Raw genomic sequence first — 22,047 nt, 5'->3', positions numbered from 1 at the left:
TAATGACGTGATAAGTCTGAATTCGTTGTTTGCTGCATAAGATTTACTCTTTTCTGTAAACCTTTTTCAGGACGGGACAGTCCGTAATTTTTGCCTCGGTGCGGACTGGAGCGGTCTGGAGCGGACATCGGGGCCGAAGCGATTCGATAGACTTATATATTGCAAGAGAAAGAAATATTCGGATAAGGAAACAGATGGTTGGCCAAATATTTATCGGAATCATTACCCGGACATGCGGATGATTCGATGCAGAAGCGGAGAAATATATAATTCAAAAAAATAAATATGTAAATAAATCTGCATATATGACAGTTTATCGAAGTCGGCATCTAAAGAAATCTCTATTTCAACTATTTGGTTTCTGGTATGCGTGTGTTGTGAAACGGCTACCGTTCGGGCTGCAAAAAGCCACTTATTCCGACGGTAGCGACCTGCAAAACGCCGGGGATGAAAATACGCAAGGCTCGCTCTCGAGCGATTCGCATGGCCTTGCGTATTTTCATCTCCGGCGATAAATTCCCTGTCGGCGGAAATAAATTCCGAGGATATTAGATATGCGCTATTCCGGGATCGCGCCGGGTTACTGCGCGATCTTGAAGACGCTGTCGAGCCTCTCGCTCAATGCCGCCATATCCTGCCCGATCTTGTCATTGGTGATTTTAGCATAGATTTGGGTCGTGGTGATCCGTTTATGTCCCAGCATCTTGCTGACGGTTTCCAGAGGTACGCCCTGCGCAAGCGTAACCGTCGTGGCGAAGGTGTGCCGCATGTTTGGCAACATGTCGTAAGGACATGTTCATCGTCTTGTAGTAGCGTTTGATCGGGAAGACCTTATTACCTTCCAGATGCAGGTCTTTATAACGGTCGTAGATCATTTCGGCGACGGGAAAAAGTTTTACCCGAAATTGCATACCTTTTCGGCCGTAACATACGGTCGCAGAGGCGTTGATACTACTTGTGGATATTGGTCTTGATATTTTCCAGTTTCTCGTTGACGCACTGCGATTCGAGGCTTTTGCCGGAGGCTTTGTTCGCCTTGGCATTCCAAAGAGAAGAACGAACGGTGAGTTTGCAACTGAACTGCGACATCGTACCGTTGATCGTAATGCGGCTCATGACGGGAACCTGACCCGATTTTCGGACTGCCTTTTCACGTAGAAAAGGACTTTGAAAGTACTGCGTTGCATAATAACCTGAACTTTGTGGCTTGTTAAACGTTAAGTCAAGTTATTTGTTATGCGGAAATTCGATGCAACAAACTGAAAAAAGCACATTAATGCAAATAAAAGCATTTCGGGTAGGTAACGGATAAGTAACGAAACTCACCGTCAAACCTGCCCGATTCTGCTTTTTTATTGCTCGGAGCATATGCAGAAGAGAAAATTAAATACCTGTAACCAAGTTGTTTACTCTTTTCTGCACTTTCGTTTACCTACAAATACCGGACCGCATGCGATCCGCCCCGTTTTCTCCCGATCGGGAGATTATTTGCCGAAGTAGCGTTTGTAAAGACCTTCGAAACCTTTGCCGTGACGGGCCTCGTCCTTGGCCATCTCGTGAACGGTGTCGTGAACGGCGTCGAGGTTCTCCTCCTTCGCCATGCGGGCCAGGCGCATCTTGTCCTCGCAGGCGCCGCACTCGGCGTTCATGCGCTTTTCGAGGTTGGTCTTGGTGTCCCAGACCACTTCGCCGATCAGCTCGGCGAACTTCGAGGCGTGCTCGGCCTCCTCCCAGGCGTAACGCTTGTAAGCCTCGGCGATCTCGGGATAGCCCTCGCGGTCGGCCTGACGGCTCATAGCCAGATACATGCCCACCTCGGTGCACTCGCCCATGAAATGATTCTGGAGACCTTCCCAAAGCTCCTTGCTGGCGCCCTTGCCGTCGCCGATCTTGTGTACCGTTACGAAATCAAGGTCGCCCTCGGCCTCAACGAGTTCCACGAACTTCTCCTTGCCTACCTTGCACATCGGGCACTGGTCGGGTGCCTCGGGACCTTCGTGAATGTAACCGCATACGGTACAACGCCATTTCTTTGCCATAATCTTCTACTGTTTAATGTGTGTGATTGTATTCTGTTTGTAGTGCAAAGATAGCAAATCCGTTCGGAATCCGTATAGGTTTCCGATTGTCTTTTCTGATGGCGGGATAGGCTGCGCTTATAGCCGCGCCGCAGAACCGGGCAGGAGGCGTGTGAACCGCCGTTCGCTCCCAAAACCGGCTTTTTAAGCCGGGGAGCGCAGAACAGGACAAGAGGCGCCGGGTCATCCATCGCCCATAAAGCCCGTCTATCAAGCGTTTTACGCCCGGCGGTCTATTATCTCTTCGATCTGCGCCACGTCGGTCGAATCCTTCACCAGCACCCGCTTGCGGCTGTCCAGCAGGTAGAGGGCCGGAATGGCGTGGAGGTCGTACAGGCTCTTTTCGCGGACGACGCACCCCTTGTCATAGGCATTGATCCACGACGCCGGAATGTGGTCGCGGTAGTCGCGCCACTCCGTAAGGTCCTCGTCCGGATAGAGCGCCAGCACCTTCAGCCGCCCCCGCTCGATCATCTCCGAAAGCATCGGCGAGGAGGTGATCGCCTCGCGGATTTCACGGCACATCGCACAGCCGGGATTGTTGATGAACAGCAGCACGTATTCGGCTTGCAGCCCGTAGAGCGTCCCCGAGGCGCCCGAGGCGAGCGTGTAGCGGAAATCGTTGGCAGGCTGGCCCAGGCGGTTCTGCATGGCCATTTCGAGGTCGTACTGCGGGGCGATGCGTTCGTACTCGTCGTAGAAAGGGCTGGCGAGCTGCGCCCGGAGCACGGGAATGTAGAACTCGTCGTTGCGCAGCGGCGAGTTGGGGTCGTGCAGCACCGTCCCGGCGAGCATCGCGAAATAGTCGAGCATCGGCTTCGACGACGAAACCCGGCGCATCAGCGAATCCATCGGCGCGGAATCCGCCGGACGGTCGGAAAGCACCGCAATGTAGCGCGCAAAGGCCTCGATCATCTGCACGGTATCGGCCTCGGAGACGAAAAGCGTGTCGGTGAAGTCGAAACGGTCCCAGTAGTGCCGGCGGAGATAGTCGCGCTGCTCGTCCGGAGAGAGTCCCGCGGGGGCGATGGCCGGGAGAAAAACCCGCGGACGGGATGCGGAGACCGCGGTCTCCTGCGAGGGAGCGCTCCGGCGGCGGCCGCACGCGGCGACGCACAGGGCTGCCAGGAGGATGATCAGGATGCGTTGCATGGGCATGGAGATTATTTATACGCAAAGATAGAAATTTCCGGCAACAATCGTACACCCGAAGGCTGCAAAGGCGACTTCCCGGCGGTTTTGCACGGTAGTTGCAACACCCAACAGCGACAAAAAACCAAATCAATTCATTATGGATGTAAAGAAAACTACCACAAGCACAGGGTTCAAATTGAGTGTTATGACACTGGCAATTATGAACGTGACTGCCGTAGTGAGTCTGCGCGGACTGCCCGCCGAGGCGGTCTACGGACTTTCGTCGGCATTCTACTACCTGTTTGCAGCCATCGTGTTCCTGATTCCGACGGCGATGGTCGCCGCCGAACTGGCCGCGATGTTCGCCGACAAGCAGGGCGGCGTATTCCGCTGGGTCGGCGAAGCCTACGGCGCACGCACGGGATTCCTCGCAATCTGGCTGCAATGGATCGAATCGACGATCTGGTATCCGACGGTGCTGACCTTCGGCGCCGTGTCGATCGCGTTCATCGGCATGAACGACACGCACGACGCGCTGCTGGCCTCGAACAAGGTCTTCACGCTCTGCATGGTGCTGGCCATCTACTGGATCGCCACGCTGATCGCCCTGAAAGGTCTCGGATGGGTCGGAAAAATCAGCAAATGGGGCGGCATGATCGGTACGATCATTCCCGCGGGCCTGCTGATCGTGCTGGGCGTCATCTACATTTCGACCGGCGGACACAACCACATGGACATGTCGCAGGGCTTCTTCCCCGACTTGTCGAAATTCAACAACCTCGTGCTGGCGAGCAGTATCTTCCTGTTCTACGCGGGTATGGAGATGATGGGCATTCACGTCATGGACGTGAAGAACCCGTCGCGGAACTACCCCAAGGCCATCATCATCGGTTCGCTGGTCACGGTGCTGATCTTCATTCTGGGAACCTTCTCGCTGGGCCTGATCATCCCCGCCAAGGACATCAGCCTCACGCAGTCGCTGTTAGTCGGGTTCGACAACTACTTCCACTACCTCCACATTTCGTGGGCCGGCCCGATCATCGCCATCGCCTTGATGTTCGGCGTGCTGGCAGGCGTGCTGACGTGGGTGGCGGGTCCCTCGAAGGGTATCTTCGCCGTGGGCAAGGCCGGTTACCTGCCCCCGTTCTTCCAGAAGACCAACAAGAACGGCGTACAGAAGAACATCCTGCTGATCCAGGGCTGCGTCGTGACGCTGCTGGCGCTGCTGTTCGTCGTGATGCCCTCGGTGCAGTCGTTCTACCAGATCCTCTCGCAGCTGACCGTGCTGCTGTACCTGATCATGTACATGCTGATGTTCTCGGCCGCCATCGTCCTGCGCTACAAGATGAAGGGCACGCCCCGTCCGTTCCGCCTGGGCAAAAAGAACGGCCTGATGTGGTTCCTCGGATGCCTCGGTTTCTGCGGCGCACTGCTGGCCTTCATCTTGAGCTTCGTGCCGCCCAGTCAGATTTCGACCGGCAGCAACACCGTCTGGTTCTCGGTGCTGATCATCGGCTGCGTGGTGGTCGTGGGCGCCCCGTTCGTCATCTACTCCATGCGCAAGCCGTCGTGGAAAGACCCCGAGGCCGCCGCCGATTTCGCTCCCTTCCACTGGGAAGCGCAGGCCAAGGTCGCAGCCCCCGAGGCAGCCGCACCTGCACAGCAGAAACCCGGTAGCAACAAATAACAGCCGAAGAAATGCCGCCGAACTCCTTAAACCCCCGCCTCGGCGGGGGTTTGGGGACGGGGCGGGCCTGCAAACACGGCGGAACGCCGTGACTACGGCCTGCCACAGCGGAAAGAGGATACAAACCATTTTACAAATTTCATAACATGATTCAGAAGATCGACAAAAAAGCGGTTCAGGATGCCGTGCAGATGGCATACGACCGCTGCAAAAACGAAACCGGCGGCAAAAACGCCGACTATATCCCCTATCTGGCCGATGTGCCGTCGAACTTGTTCGGCATCGCGGCCTGCCTCCCCGACGGCGACGTGGTGGCCGTGGGCGACACGGACTACAAGTTCGGCATCGAATCGGTGTCGAAGGTCCCCACGGCGATCCTCGCCATGAACCAGTACGGCGGCCAGGAGGTGCTCGGCAAGATCGGCGCCGACGCCACGGGACTCCCCTTCAACTCGATCATGGCCATCCTGCTCGAAAACGACCACCCCTCGACGCCACTGGTGAACGCCGGAGCCATTTCGGCCTGCTCGATGATCAAGCCCGTGGGCGACAGCGACGGCAAATGGAAAGCCATCGTCTCGTTCATCGCCGACCTCGCGGGATCGGACGTCGCGGTGATCGACGAACTCTACAAATCGGAGACGGCGACCAACTTCAACAACAAGTCGATCGCGTGGCTGCTGAAGAATTACAACCGCATCTACGACGATCCCGACATGGCGCTGGACATCTACACGCGCCAGTGCTCAATCGGCGTGACGGCCCGGCAGCTGGCCACGATGGCCGCGACGATCGCCAACAGCGGCGTGAACCCCGTGACCGGAAAGGCCGTGTTCAAGCCCGAGCTGACGCCCAAGATCGCCTCGATGATGGCCACCGTGGGATTCTACGAGCACACGGGCGACTGGCTCTTCACGACGGGACTTCCGGCCAAAACGGGCGTGGGCGGCGGCATCATGGGCGTCGTGCCTGGCGTGATGGGCGTTGCGGCGTTCGCGCCCCCGCTCGACGGGGCCGGCAACTCGGTGAAGGCCCAGAAGGCGCTGGCGTTCATCGCCGGACACCTCAACCTCAACGTCTTCGGCACGACGCGCTGCGTGATGGCCGGAAAAGAGCCTGTGAAGGCGTAAGAACTCCCCTGCGGGGAGACCCGCCGACGAAAAGGGGCGCATCCTGCGAGGAATGCGCCCCTTTTCCGTATCCGGACAGGGTGTCAGAAGCGGTAGCGGACGCCGACCAGCAGGCAGCCCGACGTACCGATACCGGCCTCGGCATAGGCCGCGACGCGTCCCCCGACTTCGACGCCGACGGGCGACACCTGGAAGGCGAACTGCGTGGATTTGTCGCTCTCGCCCCCGACCTCGGATCTGGAGAACGAGGCTCCCGCACCGAGGCGCGAATAGAACGAAACCACCTTGAGGTTCATCCAGTTCCACTTCACGTTGGGCAGCAGCGACCAGTAGCGGTTCCGGATCTCCGAGCCGGCGTCCCTGACCTCCTGCGTGTTCGAGGAGTAGACGACCTGCGCGCCGAGGCGCAGGCTGCCGATCAGGCGGAAACTGTAACCCACGGTGACGGCGCCCCACCCCTCGAGGTCGGTATTCGCATTCGTGAAAAGCCCGGTCAGCATGTCGCTGTACGAGTCGATCCAATCGGTGACGGGAGCGACGCCGTAGGACACCGAAACCTCGCTGCGGCGCGATCCCTGGGCGGCGGCGGGAACGGCCATCACGACGACGGCCGCCGCCATCAGCAATTTCTTGATCATTGTTCTCTGTTTTTCAGGTTTTACGACTGCTAATATAGCAAAAATCACGCAACGAAATCAATCCGTTCGGCGGACAGGCGCGCGACGGGCGCGGAACGAGCATGCGACAGGCACAGAACGGGCGCGCGACAAGCGCGGAACGAGCATGCGACAGGCACAGAACGGGCGCGGAACGGGCAACGCATCACGGACAATCACTCGTCCATCACCTCCCGCCGGATGGCTTCGAGATACCCGCGACCCCATTTCAGGTCCGGCTCGACATAATTTCCCTCGGCCCATTCGTTCCAGGATTTCAGCAGGATGATCCGGTGTTCGGGAGCCTTTCCCCGGACCATTTCCACAGCCTCCCGGAGGTGTTTCCCGAACAGCTCGGGCGTGGAATCCGTCACGATCCACCCCTCTTTTCCGCTGCGCGGCGTGTGGTCCCAGTTCGGAATGACCGAGGGGAACACGTTCTCCCGGGTGTCTTCGTCCCCGTTGAGAAAATAAGCGGCCATCCGTTCATAGGGATAATTGAGCGGAATCTTCCGCCAGCGGTCGAATTTTACCCGCTGCCGTTCGAAAAACGAATGCCTTACATTGAAATACCCGACCAGCCGCAGCGGATTGACGGCGTCGACCCCCGTAGAGAAAATGGCCCCGACGTTCGGAACCGGGGCGTTCTCGTGCCCGACGAAGTAGATTCCCGGCAGGCCGTTCTTTTCGGCCAGCTCCCGCCACGTGGCGATGAAAACCTTCACCTCGGGGTCCGCCAGCGGTCTGTAGATCATAAACAGCGGCTTGCCGTCCACCGTAATGTAACGATGGTCCCGGAAAGCGGGCAGCACGGCCCGGAAATGCGCCGTATAGTCTTCGACGCCTCCGTAGAGCTGTTCGATCAGCATGTTCCGGTTCGTGATCCCGTGGGCGAAGCCCCGCCAGCTCTCATTGGCCCAGGCCAGCGCGAACGGAAAATCGGGTTCGCCGCTGGCCAGCACCTCGTTGAAGGGACGTTCCAGCAACCGCTTGCCGTTGCCAAACCAGTAATGCCAGTAGACGAAGCCCTCGACGCCGTATTCGCGGGCCATATCCGCCTGCGCCTGGCGCGTCTCGGCGACCCGCAGGTCGTAATACCCCAGATCGGCCGGAACTCGGGGCTGATAGTGATTTCTGAAATACCGTCGGGCCTTACCCACGTTCGTCCATTCGGTAAAACCCTTTCCCCTCCACAGGTCGTTCTCCGGGATGGGGGGGGGTGAAATTGAGGCAAATACAATGCCAATAATCTCGCTTTCATACATTGATCCGACAATCGGACCCGGATACCGGAGCAGACTGCAAGACCCTGCACAGCAAGGCTGTGCCCCGGCATGAAAAACGATGCGGAGGATTGTTCAGGGTCCCCCGCATCGTATCCGGTCCGGTATGTTTAAACCTCGTTTTCGACAGCCTTGAACAGCGCGACGTCCTCCGTCGTGGAGTTCATCACGTAGGTATAGGCCTCCGCGATCTTCGCCTCTGCAAGCTTGCAGAACACGCGCGCCGAAGCGGCATACTCCTCCGCCTCACCGGCCTGACGGGCCAGCAGGTAGGTGATGATGATGTGTCCGGCGGTCTCCACCAGGCGGCGGGCATGGAAATCCTTGAATCCGCAGACCTCCTTGTCGCCGGCCTCGACCCGGGCCTGCATCTCCGAGAACTTGACGGTCAGCTCCTTGAGCTTCGTCACCACGGGGCACATCGCCTCCGTGTAGCTTTCGGCGGCATAGCGCCCGATCTGCTCCAGGAACGTGCCCTTCGTCACGGCGTTGATCGCCGCAACGACCTGCAACTGCGAGGTTCCCTCATAGATGTTCATAATGCGTGCATCGCGGTACAACCGCTCACAGGGATAGTCCTTCATAAAACCCGACCCGCCGTGGATCTGGATGGCGTCGTAGGCCAGCTGGTTGGCGTACTCCGACGAGAAGAGCTTCACCAGCGGCGTGAAACCGTCGGCAAGGCGGTTGTAGAACTTCATCTCCTGACGCTCCTCCGCTTCGAGCGAACGCTCGTGGGAGATATGGCCGTACTGCTTGTAGACCTCGACGAAACGCGCCGTTTCGTACAGCAGCGCGCGCACGCCCTGCACCTTGGCCTTCATGTTCGAGAGCATCTCCGAAACGGCGGCGAACTGGATGATCGGCTTGCCGAACTGCTCGCGCTCGTGGGCGTATTTCAGCCCCTCGCGGTAAGCGGCCTCGCAGAGACCCACCGACTGTGCGCCGATGCCCAGACGTGCGGCGTTCATCAGCGACATCACATACTTGATCAGGCCCATCTTCCGGTCGCCGACCAGCTGCGCCGGGGCGTTCGTGAAGACCAGCTCGCACGTCGGCGATCCCTTGATGCCGAGCTTATTCTCGATGCGGCGCACCTTCACGCCGCCGTCGCGCTTGTCGTAGACCAGCATCGAGAGGCCGCGGGCGTCGGTCGTACCCTCTTCGGTACGCGCCAGCACGAGCGAAACCTCGCCGTCGCCGTTGGTGATGAAGCGTTTCACGCCATTCAGCAGCCACGTCTGCCGCTCCTCCGACCAGGTGGCCTTGAGCATCACGGCTCCGAGGTCCGAACCGGCGTCCGGCTCCGTGAGGTCCATGGCGCACGTCGCGCCCGCCGAAACCCACGGCAGGTATTTCTGCTTGATCTCCTCCGAAGCGAACTCGTTCAACGTCTCGGCGCAGTCCTGCAACCCCCAGATGTTCTCGAAACTGGCGTCGGCGCGGGCCACCATCTCGTTGGCCATCACGAAGCAGATGAGCGGGAAGTTCAGTCCGTCGTACTTGCGCGGAAGCGTCATGCCGCTCAACCCCGCGTCAACCACCGCCTTCATGTTCTCGACCGTACCCGAAGCGTACTCCACATGGTCGTCGACCACGCGCGGACCCTCGTGGTCCACACCCTCGGCGTTGGGGGCGATCACCTCGCCGCAGACCTCGCCGGCGATCTCCAGCACGCGGCGGTAGTTGTCCATCGCGTCGTCGAAATCCTGCGGCGCATAGTCGTAGAGGTCCTTCTCCGCGAAACCGCGCTCCTTCAGCTCCACGATCTTGCGCATCAACGGATGCTGGAGGTGGAACTGCAAATCCTTGTTATCTGAAAAGAAATTAGCCATAATTAGTTGTTTTTAAGATTCGTAGGCTCCTGTTTTGGGGTAAATTCAATACCTATGACATAGAAGTGGGGAATGTTGCCGACAATTTCGCCCGACAGGTCGGGCGCGATCTCGTTCTCGCCGCAGAAACGGAACAGATTGTGCTCCGCATCGAACCACATCGAACCGTAAAAGACCAGCGGAATGAACTTTCCGGCCTCGAACGAGTCGATCCCGAACGGACGGGTGCAGTACTTGGTAAGCGTATAACCGCTCGACGAAGTCACGCTGCGGAGCTTGAGCCGCTGACTGGCCTCCCGCATCTCCGGGATACTGAAATTCAGCATCGCCGTCGAATCCGTCCCCGAAGGATAGAATCCAATCGTCAGTTTTTTGGCCAGCATGTAAATGCCCGCCTGCGGATCGGCCATCTCGCCGGGCAGGATTTCGCCGCGCACCTTCTCGGGGAAATCGCTTACGAGCAGTTTGTTCGGCCCGCAGGGAAACTCCCGGGAACGAATCTCCACGCCCGATTCGTACTCCTTGATATATACCGTCATGTCATAGCGGCCCGGTCCTTCGAGCAATTCCGACAGGTCAAAACCGAACGCCTCGTAACCGGCAGCTTCCAGCAGGGAGCGGAAGTCGTCGAACCCGACAGGCCGGCTCTTGATCTGCTGTCCGGAAACGGACGCAGAGAGGAGAAGCGTACAGATTACCGTCAGAAGCCTGCGCATCGCTATTTCGAGTTTTGTTTGTAGTACTTGATCATCTTGGGGATAATCTCATTGACATCGCCCGTGATGGCGTAGTCGGCGATCTTGTTGATCGGGGCTTCGGGGTCCGAGTTGATCGAGATGACCATCGACGACTGGTCCATGCCGGCCGTGTGCTGGATCTGACCCGAGATGCCGCAGGCGATGTAGAGCTTCGGACGCACCGTGACGCCCGTCTGGCCCACCTGACGCGCATGCTCCGTGAAACCTGCATCGACGGCGGCGCGGCTGGCGCCCACTTCGCCTCCCAGAACGTCGGCCAGTTCGTGCACCAGCCTGAAGTTCTCTTTGGAACCCATGCCGTAGCCGCCGGCGACGATGATGCCCGCACCCTTGATGTCGATCTTGCGCTCCTCGATCTGACGGTCGATGATCTTCACCGCGAGGTCCGCGTCCGTGACCATCTTCTTCCAGTCGATCGCCTTCACCTCGCCCGCGCCGGGCTGTGCGGCGTACTCCTTGCGCATGACGCCCTCGCGGACGGTGGCCATCTGCGGACGGTGGTCGGGGTTGACGATCGTGGCGATGATGTTGCCGCCGAACGCCGGGCGGATCTGATAGAGGAGGTTCTTATACTCCGTACCCGTCTTGGCGTCCTTGTGGTCGCCGATTTCGAGCTGCGTGCAGTCGGCCGTAAGACCGCTGTGCAGGGCCGACGATACGCGGGGTGCGAAGTCGCGGCCCACGGGCGTGGCGCCGAACAGCGCGATCTGGGGCTTCTCCTGCCCGATCAGACCGCACAGGACCGCCGTGTGGGGCAGCGTGCGGAACGGAGAAAATAACGGATCATCGGCAACCCAGACCGTATCGGCGCCGTATTTGGCCAGTTCCTTTTCGATGCCGGCGAGGTTGTGGCCCAGGACGACGGCTTCGAGTTTCACGCCGAGCGTCGTGGCCAGTTCGCGGCCTTTGGTCAGCAGTTCGAGACTCACGTCGGCGACCTTGCCGCCCTCCATCTCGATATATACGAATATATTGTTCATCTCAAAAAAACGCATTAACCGAGCGTGTGGCTCGCGATGAGTTCAACCATAAGTTCATTGATGTCGTTGTCGGCGGCAGTGAGTTTCTTGGCCTCCTTGGCGGCGAAAACCACGTTCTCGATCCTCTTGACCTTCGTGGGCGAACCCTGGAGGCCGAGCTGCGCGGGATCGGGATCGACATCGGCGGCGGCCCACTCCACGATGCGGAGGTACTCCTTCGCGGCGGCGCGCTGCGCGGCGGGCGATTCGGGTGCAGCGGCGATCTCCGAACCGGCCAGCGCGCCCTTGTACTTCATCACGCGCTTGGCGTTGCGCGGGCGGCACTCGGCGGCCGAGGCATTGACCGTCACAACGGCCGGAATCGGGCACTCGACGACCTCCGTGCCGTGCTCCAGGCGGCGCTTGATGACCAGCGCGCCCTCCCGGACTTCAAGAATCTCCTCGGCATAGGTCACCTGCGGAAGACCGAGCTTCTCGGCGACCTGCGGACCCACCTGCGCCGTGTCGCCGTCGATGGCCTGACGGCCTGCGAAAATCACGTCGGGGGCGATCTTCTTCAGCGCGCACGAAAGGGCGTAGGAGGTGGCCAGCGTGTCCGAGCCGGCGAACTCGCGGCCCGAAAGCAGGTAGCCGCCGTCGGCCCCGCGGAACATCGCGTCGCGGATGATGTCGGCGGCGCGCTGCGGACCCATCGTAAGGATATGAACCGTGGAACCCGCCACACGGTCCTTGAGCCGCAGGGCGGCTTCGAGCGCATTGAGGTCCTCGGGATTGAAGATGGCCGGAAGCGCCGCGCGGTTGACCGTCCCTTCGGGAGTCATCGCGTCCTTGCCTACGTTGCGGGTATCGGGAACCTGCTTGGCCAAAACAAGAATTTTGAGGTTTTGTTGTTGCATATAAGTAAGTAATGGTTATATATTGAATCCTTTTCCTTCTTTTACCGCTGTCGTCGCGGCGTTCCGTCGCGTTCGCGAATCTGCCCCGCCCCAAGCCCTCCCGCGGGAGGGACTTACGGCGTAAAAACACACCTCGTTTCTGCTTTGGCGGTTCGGCAATCCGCAAGCGACTGCCCCCGCCTGTCGCCGCAGTTGTCGCAATGCGACCGGGTCGTCAACCGGGATTTCGGCCGAAACGCGGACGGGCGGAAATCACACAAAAACGCATCCCTAACCTGCCACTGGGCAGCCGGGATGCGCGGTTGCTTATCGGACGATCGTTTCGCCGCGGTCGGGGCCTACGGAGATGATCTTCACGGGGACGCCCGTCTGCCGCTCGATGAACTCCACGTAGCGTTTGAACGCCTCGGGGAACTCCTCGTAGCTGCCGTACCGGCGCAGGTCGCATTTCCAGCCCTCGAACTCGGTGTAGACCGGACGGAGGTCGCCGGTGATTTCATAGGGGAACTCCGAGGTGGTGCGGCCGCCGATCTCGTAGGCCGTGGCCACGCGGATCGTGTCGAAATCGTTCATCACGTCGGATTTCATCATAATCAGCTGCGTCACGCCGTTGACCATGATCGAATATTTCAGGGCCACCATATCGAGCCATCCGCAGCGGCGGCGGCGGCCCGTGACGGCGCCGAACTCGTGGCCGATGTCGCACAGCCGCTCGCCCGTCTCGTCGAACAGCTCCGTGGGGAACGGTCCGCTGCCCACGCGCGTGCAATAAGCCTTGAAAATGCCGAAGACCTCGCCGATGCGGTTCGGGGCGACGCCCAGCCCGGTGCAGACGCCCGCGCAGACGGTGTTCGACGAGGTGACGAACGGATAGGAGCCGAAGTCCACGTCCAGAAGCGTTCCCTGCGCGCCTTCGGCCAGAACGGACTTGTCCTGCGAGAGGCAGTCGTTGACGAAATATTCGCTGTCGATGATGTGGAAGCGGCGGAGGTATTTGACCGCCTCGAACCACTGCTTCTCCAGCTCGGCAATGTCGTATTGATAGTCGAGACTCTTCAGGATCTTCTCGTGGCGCGCCTTGGCCGCAGCGTAGATGCTTTCGAAATCGGGACTCAACAGATCCCCTACGCGCATGCCGTTGCGGCTTACCTTGTCGGTATAGGTGGGACCGATGCCCTTGCCCGTCGTGCCGATCTTGGCGCTGCCCTTGGCCGCCTCGTACGCGGCGTCGAGCATGCGGTGCGTGGGCAGAATCAGGTGGGCCTTCTTCGAAATGCAGAGCTGTTTGGTCAGGTCATGGCCGCTGGCAGCCAACGCTTCGGCCTCCTCGCGGAAAAGCACCGCGTCGATCACCACGCCGTTGCCGATGATGTTGGTCTTGCCGCCCTGGAAAATGCCCGAAGGAATCGAGCGGAGCACGTATTTCTCGCCGTTGAATTCCAACGTGTGACCGGCATTGGGACCGCCCTGGAAGCGGGCCACCACCTCGTAACGAGGCGTCAGCACGTCCACAACCTTCCCTTTGCCCTCGTCACCCCATTGCAGGCCGAGGATAACGTCAACTTTTTTCATTGTATCCGGTTCTGTTTTATGTTTGCAAAAGACATTTTTTGCATCCAAAGGTACGAATTATTATCCGAAAAGCCCAAGGCCGCCGCCGGACTTTTCAACAAATTATGAAGAAAAACCGTCCTTTTCGGACGGTTTTTTGCCGTAAATGGGGAAATAACGCACTCGGAAGCGGGGCCGTTCCGCCCGGAACCGAAATCCCCGCAACGGCCCGCCGGGCCGTTTCATGCCGGAAATCACTTGCGGATGAGTTCCGTCGGTCCGTTGAAGTCGACGCTTTGCGAGGCGAGGCAGTAGACCGTGGCAAGGGAGGGGTTGCCGCGCACGTCGGCACGCAGCCCCGAGGCGCAGGAGGTCACGTCCAGCGACCCCGCGAGGGCATTGTCCGGACAAAGAAGCGTTGCGAGCGAGGCGTTCGACTGCAAATCGAGGCGCGGCAGCGAGTTGCCGCCGCAATCGAGGTATGCGAGGCCGCGCAGGCCGTTCACGTCGAGCGACACAAGGCCGTTGTCCGAGCAGTCGAGCCATTCGAGGCGCGTCATCGTGACGTCCAGCCGCGTGAGCGCGTTGCCCCGGCAGTCGAGCCGTTCCAAACGCGTGAACTCCTTCAGGTCGGAGAGCGACGCGACGCCCCGTTCCGGACACTCCACCGTGCGGACACGCTGCGCCTCGTAGCGCGAGATGCGGCCGTCGCCATCGACGTCGAATTCGCCCAGGCAGTAGGCCTCGAAGGCCTTGTCGTAAAATGTCAGGTAGATGTATCTGTTCTTCTCGTCGCGCTCGTCCTCGGCAAGGCCGCAGGCCGCCGAGAGCAGTAGGAGCAGGACGGGAAGGGCGCGGACCATAGGCGGCGTCAGATGTTCACGTCGTCGTCGGAGGCGTCCGAAGCGTCCGAGCTGTCGTCGTCGCCCTGAATGTCGTCGGCCCCCTTGATCTCGTCGTCGTAGTAGTCCTTGTCGTCGTCGTCGTGCGAATTGTCGTCGACCTTCACGTCGATCTTCACCATGTAGGCTATCTCGTCCGTATCATAGGGAACGGCATAGAAAAAATCGCCGTTGGGCTTGTCGACACGGATCATCGCATCGGTGAATCCCAGCGGGTATTTCGCCTTCACAGCCTCCTGCAACTCGGGGCTGAGGTTATGAAAACTCGTCGCAATATGTTTCTTCACGATATTCGGTTTAGTCATGGTAGTGTCTCGAAATTTTTTGCAATTATAAGCAAAATTTGAATATCGCACCACATCTGCAATTTTTTTTTGCATTTTTTTTGATTTTACACCAAATTCACCCGTTGTTAAGGACAAAATATGTAACTTTACACACGTTATTTAAGGATTATGGTACGCGAACGGATCGAAGAGCTGCGCCGGCAGCTCGAACTGCATAACTTCAAATATTACGTCGAAAACGCCCCCGAGATTTCGGATTTCGAGTTCGACGCGATGATGCGCGAACTTCAGGATCTGGAGCGCGCACACCCCGAATACGCCGACCCCAACTCGCCTTCGGTGCGCGTGGGAAGCGACCTGACGGCCGAGTTCCGGACCGTGAAGCACCGCTACGCGATGCTGTCGCTGGGCAACACCTACTCGCTGGACGAACTGCACGAGTTCATCGGCCGCATCGAGCGCGAAGCCGGGGCCACGGACTACGTCTGCGAACTGAAATTCGACGGCACGGCCATCTCGCTCACCTACGAGCACGGACGGCTCGTGCGCGCCGTGACCCGCGGCGACGGCATCGAGGGCGACGACGTGACGGCCAATGTCCGCACCGTGCGCACGGTGCCCCTGCGCCTGCGGGGCACGGACTGGCCCGACCTCTTCGAAATCCGCGGCGAGATCCTGATGCCCTACGCCTCGTTCGACCGCCTCAACGCCGAGCGCGAGGCCAACGGCGAGCAGCTCTTCGCCAACCCCCGCAACGCCGCCGCCGGGACGCTCAAGCAGCAGTCGTCGGCCGTGGTGGCCCGGCGCGGACTGGACTGCACACTCTACCAGCTGGCGGGCGACGAGCTGCCCTTCACGAGCCATTGGGAGAGCCTCGAAAAGGCCCGCCAGTGGGGGTTCAAGGTCTCGGACGCGGCGCGCATCTGCCGCAGCGTCGCCGAGATCGACGCATTTATCGAACACTGGGACACCGCACGGCGCCGCCTGCCCTTCCCGACGGACGGCGTGGTGATCAAGGTCAACGACTTCGCCGTCCGGCGCCAGCTGGGATTCACAGCCAAGGCCCCCAAGTGGGCCGTGGCCTACAAGTTCAAGGCCGAACGGGCCGCCACGCGGCTCGACAGCGTGTCGTTCCAGGTAGGACGCACCGGGGCTATCACGCCCGTCGCCAACCTCGAACCGGTGCTGCTGGCCGGAACCACCGTGCGGCGCGCGACGCTGCACAACGCCGAGCAGATGGCCCAGCTGGACATCCGCCCGGGCGACACGGTCTACGTCGAGAAGGGCGGCGAGATCATCCCGAAGATCATCGGCGTGGACCTCGCGCAGCGCCCGGCCGACAGCCGTCCGTTCGAGTACATCACCGTATGCCCCGAGTGCGGGACGCCGCTGGTGCGCTACGAAGGCGAGGCCAAGCACTACTGCCCCAACCAGAGCGGATGCCGGCCCCAGATCATCGGGCGCATCATCCACTTCATCCGCCGCAAGGCCCTCGACATCGAGGGGCTGGGCGAGGAGACCGTCGAACTGCTCTACGAAAACGGACTCGTGCGCGACGTGGCGGACCTCTACGACCTGCGGGCCGAACAACTGGCCCCCCTGCCCCGGCTGGGCGAGAAGTCGGCCGACAACATCATCCGCTCGGTGGAACGCTCGAAGGCGGTTCCCTTCCAGCGCGTGCTGTTCGGGCTGGGAATCCGCTTCGTGGGCGAGACCACGGCCAAATACCTCGCCGAGCATTTCCGCTCGCTGGACGCCGTGATGCGGGCCACGCGCGAGGAGCTGGTCGAGGCCGACGAGGTGGGCGGACGCATCGCCGACGCCATCATCGAATACTTCGCCGAGGAGGACAACCTGCGGATCATCCGCCGCCTGCGCGCCGCGGGGCTGCAATTCGAAGCCGAGGCGCGCCGCCTGGCGTCGGAGGCGCTGGCGGGCCGGAGTTTCGTGGTCTCGGGCAAGTTCACGCGGAGCCGCGACGAAATGAAGGAGCTGATCGAACTGCACGGGGGCCGGAACCTCGCGGCGGTGTCGGGCAGCGTCGACTACCTCGTGGCGGGCGACAAGATGGGCCCGGCGAAGCTGAAGAAGGCCGAGAAGCTGGGTGTAAGGATCATCTCCGAGGAGGAGTTCATCGCCATGATCGAAGGCGGAGGCCCGGTGGAAAAGGCCGCACAACAGGAATTATTCTGACAGGCGCAAGACGCCTGCTTTGAGGACTGACGCAAAACGACAACAGATAAAACGACAATCAGAGACATTATGCTACGACACAAACTTTCCGGCGTGGGCGCCGCGATGATCACCCCTTTCACGGCAGACGGCCGCGTCGACTACAAGGCGCTGGCCCGCATGATCGACTACGTGATCGACGGCGGCGTGGACTACATCGTCGCACTCGGCACCACGGCCGAGACCCCCACGCTCTACATGCCCGAACGCGCCGTGATCGCCATGTTCATCACCAACCAGATCGCAGGCCGCGTGCCGCTGGTGATGGGCTGCGGCGGCAACTCCACCTCGGAGGTGCTGGACCAGCTGCGCGAATTCGACCTGCGGGGCGCCGACGCCATTTTGAGCGTGACGCCCTATTACAACAAACCTTCGCAGGAGGGTCTCTATCAGCATTTCCGCACCGTCTCGGAGCATTCGCCCCTGCCGGTGATCCTCTACAACATCCCGGGCCGCTCGGGCGTCAACATGACCGCCGAGACCACGCTCCGCTGCGCCGCCGACTTCCGCAACGTCATCGGCATCAAGGAGGCGTCGGGCGACATCGGGCAGATGCAGCGCATCCTGGACAACCGTCCCGAGGGATTCCTCGTGCTGTCGGGCGACGACGGCATGGCCATCGAGCTGATGCGCCGCGGAGGCGACGGCGTGATCTCCGTGGCGGCGAACGCCTTCCCGCAGCGGTTCATGGAGTGCGTGAACCATGCCAAGGCGGGCGACTTCGACGCGGCGGAAAAGGCTTATGCCGCGCTGGACGAAGCCGTGCACGCGCTCTTCGAGGAGGGCAACCCCGTGGGCGTGAAATGCGCCCTCTCGGTGATGGGACGCATCGGCGACACGATGCGCCTGCCGCTGGTCGCCGGATCGGGAAAACTCCGCGCGAAGTTCGAAGAGCTGATCGCCAGATACGATTTGCGCTGATTTTGCGTTTGTACCGGAAACGACCGCTATGAAACGATTGCTGCTTCTCTCACTGCTGGTTCCGGCGCTGGCCGCCGCCGGAGTCCCCGACGAGGACATGATCCTCGACCGGACGATGGACGCCCAGTCCGCGTTCTACTACCCCGCGCTGATGATGCGCTACAACGCGGGCGACGAGACGCTGACCGACGAGGATTACCACTACCTCTACTACGGATACGCCTACCGCGACGAATACAAGCCGCTGGCCGTGAACCCCGATCTGGACAAAATGCTGATGCTGGCCTCGGGCATCGACCCCGACAAACCCGACAGGGCCACGCTGGAAACGATGGTCTCGATGGGAAACGACGCCCTGAAACGCGATCCGTTCAGCCCCAAAATCCTCAACCTCATGTCGTTCGCCTACGGTGCGCTGGGCGACAAGGAGCAGGAAAAAGCCTGGTCGGACCGCATGAACGGCGTCATCCGCACGATCCTCGGCTCGGGCGACGGATTCACGCAGAAGACCCCGCGCCATGTGCTGATGTTCGACCACGCGCTCGACGTGCTGGCCGCCGAAGGGCTTTCGTTCGGCAAGGCGCGCATCGTCAGCCGCACGGTGGAGTTCGTGCCGCTGGTCGTTCCCTATGTGGTCGAGGGCAAGAAGCGCAAGGGATTCTATTTCGATTTCAGCCGCGTCTACTGGAACAAACCGGAGGGTTACACCTACCAGCGCGACCGCACGTGGCAGTTCAACAACCTCAAACCCCGCACCTATAAATGATCCGCATTCTCCGGCATACGCTCTGCCTCGCCCTGCTGCTGACGCTCGCGGCCTGCGAAAAAGACCGCGAGCCGCGAATCGAGGTCTCGACGGGAGAGATTCACCTCCCGGGCGACGCTTCGTCCGGAACGACGTTCACCGTGTCGGCCGAAGAACCGTGGACGCTGTCGTATACCGGCGAGGGATTCGCCGTGACGCCGGACGGCGGCGCCCGCGGGGAGACGACGGTCACGGTGACCGCTTCCGAACCCAACTCCGCCAAGGCGCGCCGGAAGCTGGGCACGATAACCGTCCGCCACCCCGCCAACAAGGACGGCTATCCGGTCGAGGTCTACCAGCGGCCCGCCGTGGCGACGCAGACCCTTCTGCTGTACATGCCCGGACGAAGCCTGATCGACTATTACGAGCGCAACATCGAGGGCGTCAGTGCGGCCGTGACGAACCAAATCCCGGGCGACGGGCGCATTCTGGTCTGCTACCAGCCCGAGAAGCATTCGTCGGCCGTCCTGCAGGAGATCCGTTACGACCCGGCGACGGAACGGTGCGAACGAACGACGCTCAAAACCTACGACGGCTTCAACGCCGGAAACCCCGAAAAGGTGCGGCAGCTGTTCGCCGATGCCGCGGAGCTGGCTCCGGCCCAAAACTACGGGCTGATCATCGGCTGCCACGGCAAGGCGTGGATTCCGGTCGCCAGCGGCTCGCTCTCCTACTCGATGCGGCGTTCCGCCGAGGACGACCTATGGGCCGCGCCCCCGGGGGCCAAGCAGACCCGTTCGTTCGGCGACAAGGGCTACGAACTGAACATCACGGAGCTGAAGGAGGCGCTCGAAGCGCAGCAGTTCCGTTTCGACTACCTGATCTTCGACGACTGCTTCATGGCCAACATCGAAACGCTCTACGACCTGCGTTCGGTCATCGGCTACATCGTGGCGTCGCCCTGCGAGGTCATGGGCGACGGATTCCCCTACGACCGGATCGTCCCCCACCTGTTCGAAACGGGACCGGTCGCGGACCGGCTCGCGGAAACCTGCCGGGAGTTCTGGAACCTCTACGAAAACGAATACCAGAGCACGACCTGGAAAGAGCAGTCGGGCTGCATCTCACTGGCCGTCACGTCGCAGCTGGACGCGCTGGCGGAGGTGATGCGCCGCATCAACGAAAAAGGCAAACAGCCGTTCGAACTCTCGCAGCTCCAGTACTACGAGGGACTGATGACACACCTTTTCTACGACTTGGGGCATTACGTCGAATTGAGCTGCGGCGACCCGGCGCTCGTCAAGGAATTCACGACGCAACTCGACCGGGCATTTCCCCCCGAAAGCCGTCTGTGCACGAAGCAGTTCTATTCCCAATACAACAACGGGTCGAACCCCGTGCATTTCTATACGGGCGTCTCCGTGAGCGAGCCTTCGACGAAGTACGTCGCCGAAAACCGGATGACGAACTGGTATCGGGACACGCATTAAATGAAATGAAAAGAGCGATTCGTGAGAATCGCTCTTTTCATTTATGCATACAGCCCGGACTTCCTATTCATACTGCCCGGACTTCAGCCGCTCCACCTCCTCGCGGGTCAGGAACCGCCACGCTCCGCGCTTGAGGTTCTTCTTCGTGAGACCCGCATAGTAAACGCGGTCGAGTTTGGTCACGGTGTACCCCAGGAACTCGAAAATACGGCGCACGATGCGGTTGCGGCCCGAGTGGATCTCGATGCCCACCTCCTGCTTGTTCTCCTTGACGTAGGAAATCTCGTCGGCGAAGATCTCGCCGTCTTCGAGCGTGACGCCCTCGGCGATGCGGTCCATGTCGGCGCGCGTCAGGGGTTTGTCGAGCGTCACCTGGTAGATTTTCTTCTTCTTGTAGGAAGGGTGCGTCAACTGCTTCGTAAGGTCGCCGTCGTTGGTGAACAACAGCAGCCCGAGGCTGTTCTTGTCGAGACGTCCCACCGGGTAGATGCGCTCCGTGCAGGCGCCCGAGACCAGCTCCATGACCGTCTTTCCGGCATGGGGATCGTCGAGCGAAGTGACGTAGCCCTTGGGCTTGTTCAGCACCAGGTAGACCTTCTTCTCGCCCTGCACCGGCTCGTCGTTGAACCGCACTTCGTCGGTCGGCAGCACCTTGGTTCCCAGTTCGGTGACGATCTTGCCGTTGACCGAAACGACGCCCGCCGTGATGAAATCGTCGGCCTCGCGGCGCGAGCAGATACCCGACTGGGCGATGAAGCGGTTCAGGCGCATCTCGCCCGTCTGCTTCTCGGGATTGAATTTCGGATACGACGCCGGTTTGTCGTCGTGTTTCTTATAGGCAGGTTTGAACGGTTTGTCGACGAACTTCCGGTCGCCGAATTTCTTATCCCCGAATTTTTTCTCGCCGAACTTCTTCTCGCCGTAGGGCTTGTCGCCGAACTTCTTGGGTCCGAATTTCTTCTCGCCGTAGGCCGGCTTGTCGCCGTAACTGCGGCGCGGACGCTCCTCGTCGCTGCGGTGACGGTCACCGTCGTAGCGGGGTTTGTCGCCGAAGGAACGCCGCGGACGGTCGTCGTCCTGACGCTGACGGTCGCCATACGAACGCGGCTTATCGTCATACTGACGCGGACGGTCGCCATAGGGACGCGGGCGGTCGTCATACGAACGGCGCGGGCGGTCGCCCTCCCCGCGGGATTTGTCGCCGTAGTGCGGCTTCTCGAAGACCGGACGGTTGTCGGCCGTGAAATGGGGGTTATACGAAGCCCGGCGTTCGGGCCTGTTTTCAAAGGAGGGCTGCTCCGAATCGGCGGCATCACGCTGCAAACGCGGGCGACGCTCGACACGCTCCGCCGTAGCCACTACGGTGCGCTTGCGTTTGTCGCGTCCGAAGCGTTCGAGCACCGGGGTCGAGTCGTTTTTAGGATCTTTCATTTTCTATTCTCTACTAATAATATTGTCGCAGGCAAAGATAGCGCAGAACGG

At 60.4% G+C, this 22,047-nt stretch carries 20 protein-coding genes; 6 read left to right on the top strand and 14 right to left on the bottom strand.

The window, feature by feature from the left end; genetic code table 11:
- Positions 1 to 580 precede the first annotated feature (580 nt).
- The 4 genes from DWW03_RS16855 to DWW03_RS06825 form a co-directional block, all read right to left on the bottom strand.
- A complete protein-coding gene (locus DWW03_RS16855; RefSeq protein WP_022062305.1) occupies positions 581 to 781 on the bottom strand; it encodes a tyrosine-type recombinase/integrase in 201 nt (66 codons plus the stop codon).
- Between the two features lie 170 nt (positions 782 to 951).
- Positions 952 to 1,116 carry a hypothetical protein gene (locus tag DWW03_RS16850; RefSeq protein WP_022062304.1) on the bottom strand — a complete coding sequence of 55 codons (165 nt, stop codon included), beginning with the start codon at positions 1,114 to 1,116 and terminating at the stop codon, positions 952 to 954.
- 368 nt (positions 1,117 to 1,484) lie between these two features.
- Positions 1,485 to 2,039, bottom strand: a complete 555-nt coding sequence (locus tag DWW03_RS06830) for an NADH peroxidase (protein ID WP_022062303.1) — start codon at positions 2,037 to 2,039, stop codon at positions 1,485 to 1,487.
- Positions 2,040 to 2,297: 258 nt separating this feature from the next.
- On the bottom strand, positions 2,298 to 3,230 hold the full coding sequence (locus tag DWW03_RS06825; RefSeq protein ID WP_022062302.1) for a DUF5106 domain-containing protein: 933 nt from the start codon (positions 3,228 to 3,230) through the stop codon (positions 2,298 to 2,300).
- Positions 3,231 to 3,369: 139 nt separating this feature from the next.
- Here DWW03_RS06825 and gadC point away from each other — a divergent pair, with 139 nt between their 5' ends.
- Both gadC and glsA read left to right on the top strand, forming a co-directional pair.
- Positions 3,370 to 4,899, top strand: coding sequence for a putative glutamine/gamma-aminobutyrate antiporter GadC (gene gadC / locus DWW03_RS06820; protein ID WP_022062301.1), 1,530 nt, complete (start codon positions 3,370 to 3,372; stop codon positions 4,897 to 4,899).
- A 146-nt stretch (positions 4,900 to 5,045) separates the two neighbouring features.
- Positions 5,046 to 6,029: a glutaminase A gene (glsA, locus tag DWW03_RS06815; protein WP_015545939.1), complete on the top strand. Its 984-nt coding sequence runs from the start codon at positions 5,046 to 5,048 to the stop codon at positions 6,027 to 6,029.
- Between the two features lie 83 nt (positions 6,030 to 6,112).
- Here glsA and DWW03_RS06810 read toward each other — a convergent pair whose 3' ends face one another.
- From DWW03_RS06810 to DWW03_RS06770, 9 genes are all read right to left on the bottom strand, one after another.
- Positions 6,113 to 6,667: an outer membrane beta-barrel protein gene (locus DWW03_RS06810; RefSeq protein ID WP_022062300.1), complete on the bottom strand. Its 555-nt coding sequence runs from the start codon at positions 6,665 to 6,667 to the stop codon at positions 6,113 to 6,115.
- Between the two features lie 194 nt (positions 6,668 to 6,861).
- Positions 6,862 to 7,845, bottom strand: a complete 984-nt coding sequence (locus tag DWW03_RS06805; RefSeq protein ID WP_306461718.1) for a glycoside hydrolase family 99-like domain-containing protein — start codon at positions 7,843 to 7,845, stop codon at positions 6,862 to 6,864.
- A 233-nt stretch (positions 7,846 to 8,078) separates the two neighbouring features.
- A complete protein-coding gene (locus tag DWW03_RS06800) occupies positions 8,079 to 9,803 on the bottom strand; it encodes an acyl-CoA dehydrogenase family protein (RefSeq protein ID WP_022062298.1) in 1,725 nt (574 codons plus the stop codon).
- 2 nt (positions 9,804 to 9,805) lie between these two features.
- Entirely contained in the window at positions 9,806 to 10,519 is a 714-nt protein-coding gene (locus DWW03_RS06795; protein ID WP_022062297.1) for a DUF5041 domain-containing protein, read from the bottom strand.
- A 2-nt stretch (positions 10,520 to 10,521) separates the two neighbouring features.
- A complete protein-coding gene (locus DWW03_RS06790) occupies positions 10,522 to 11,541 on the bottom strand; it encodes an electron transfer flavoprotein subunit alpha/FixB family protein (protein ID WP_044054661.1) in 1,020 nt (339 codons plus the stop codon).
- A 14-nt stretch (positions 11,542 to 11,555) separates the two neighbouring features.
- Positions 11,556 to 12,437, bottom strand: coding sequence for an electron transfer flavoprotein subunit beta/FixA family protein (locus DWW03_RS06785; protein WP_022062296.1), 882 nt, complete (start codon positions 12,435 to 12,437; stop codon positions 11,556 to 11,558).
- A 306-nt stretch (positions 12,438 to 12,743) separates the two neighbouring features.
- Positions 12,744 to 14,009 carry an adenylosuccinate synthase gene (locus tag DWW03_RS06780; protein ID WP_015545934.1) on the bottom strand — a complete coding sequence of 422 codons (1,266 nt, stop codon included), beginning with the start codon at positions 14,007 to 14,009 and terminating at the stop codon, positions 12,744 to 12,746.
- Positions 14,010 to 14,242: 233 nt separating this feature from the next.
- On the bottom strand, positions 14,243 to 14,851 hold the full coding sequence (locus DWW03_RS06775) for a leucine-rich repeat domain-containing protein (protein WP_022062294.1): 609 nt from the start codon (positions 14,849 to 14,851) through the stop codon (positions 14,243 to 14,245).
- An 8-nt stretch (positions 14,852 to 14,859) separates the two neighbouring features.
- The gene (locus DWW03_RS06770; protein ID WP_022062293.1) at positions 14,860 to 15,195 is read right to left on the bottom strand and encodes a hypothetical protein; all 336 of its coding nucleotides are present in this window, start codon (positions 15,193 to 15,195) and stop codon (positions 14,860 to 14,862) included.
- Between the two features lie 150 nt (positions 15,196 to 15,345).
- Here DWW03_RS06770 and ligA point away from each other — a divergent pair, with 150 nt between their 5' ends.
- From ligA to DWW03_RS06750, 4 genes are all read left to right on the top strand, one after another.
- On the top strand, positions 15,346 to 17,370 hold the full coding sequence (ligA, locus tag DWW03_RS06765; protein ID WP_022062292.1) for an NAD-dependent DNA ligase LigA: 2,025 nt from the start codon (positions 15,346 to 15,348) through the stop codon (positions 17,368 to 17,370).
- A 69-nt stretch (positions 17,371 to 17,439) separates the two neighbouring features.
- Entirely contained in the window at positions 17,440 to 18,330 is an 891-nt protein-coding gene (dapA, locus tag DWW03_RS06760) for a 4-hydroxy-tetrahydrodipicolinate synthase (protein WP_022062291.1), read from the top strand.
- Positions 18,331 to 18,358: 28 nt separating this feature from the next.
- A complete protein-coding gene (locus DWW03_RS06755) occupies positions 18,359 to 19,096 on the top strand; it encodes a DUF4919 domain-containing protein (protein WP_022062290.1) in 738 nt (245 codons plus the stop codon).
- Positions 19,093 to 20,565 (top strand): clostripain-related cysteine peptidase, encoded by a 1,473-nt coding sequence (locus tag DWW03_RS06750; RefSeq protein WP_022062289.1) that lies wholly within the window; start codon positions 19,093 to 19,095, stop codon positions 20,563 to 20,565. The genes DWW03_RS06755 and DWW03_RS06750 overlap by 4 nt, the downstream gene beginning before the upstream one ends.
- A 63-nt stretch (positions 20,566 to 20,628) precedes the next feature.
- On the opposite strand, the gene DWW03_RS06745 is transcribed toward DWW03_RS06750, so the two are convergent.
- On the bottom strand, positions 20,629 to 21,996 hold the full coding sequence (locus DWW03_RS06745) for a pseudouridine synthase (protein WP_022062288.1): 1,368 nt from the start codon (positions 21,994 to 21,996) through the stop codon (positions 20,629 to 20,631).
- Positions 21,997 to 22,047: the final 51 nt, after the last annotated feature.

Source organism: Alistipes sp. AF14-19, assembly GCF_003461645.1.
Lineage (GTDB): Bacteria > Bacteroidota > Bacteroidia > Bacteroidales > Rikenellaceae > Alistipes > Alistipes shahii.
Note: the sequence above shows the minus strand (reverse complement) of the source record. Positions and strands in the feature narration are given on the sequence as shown.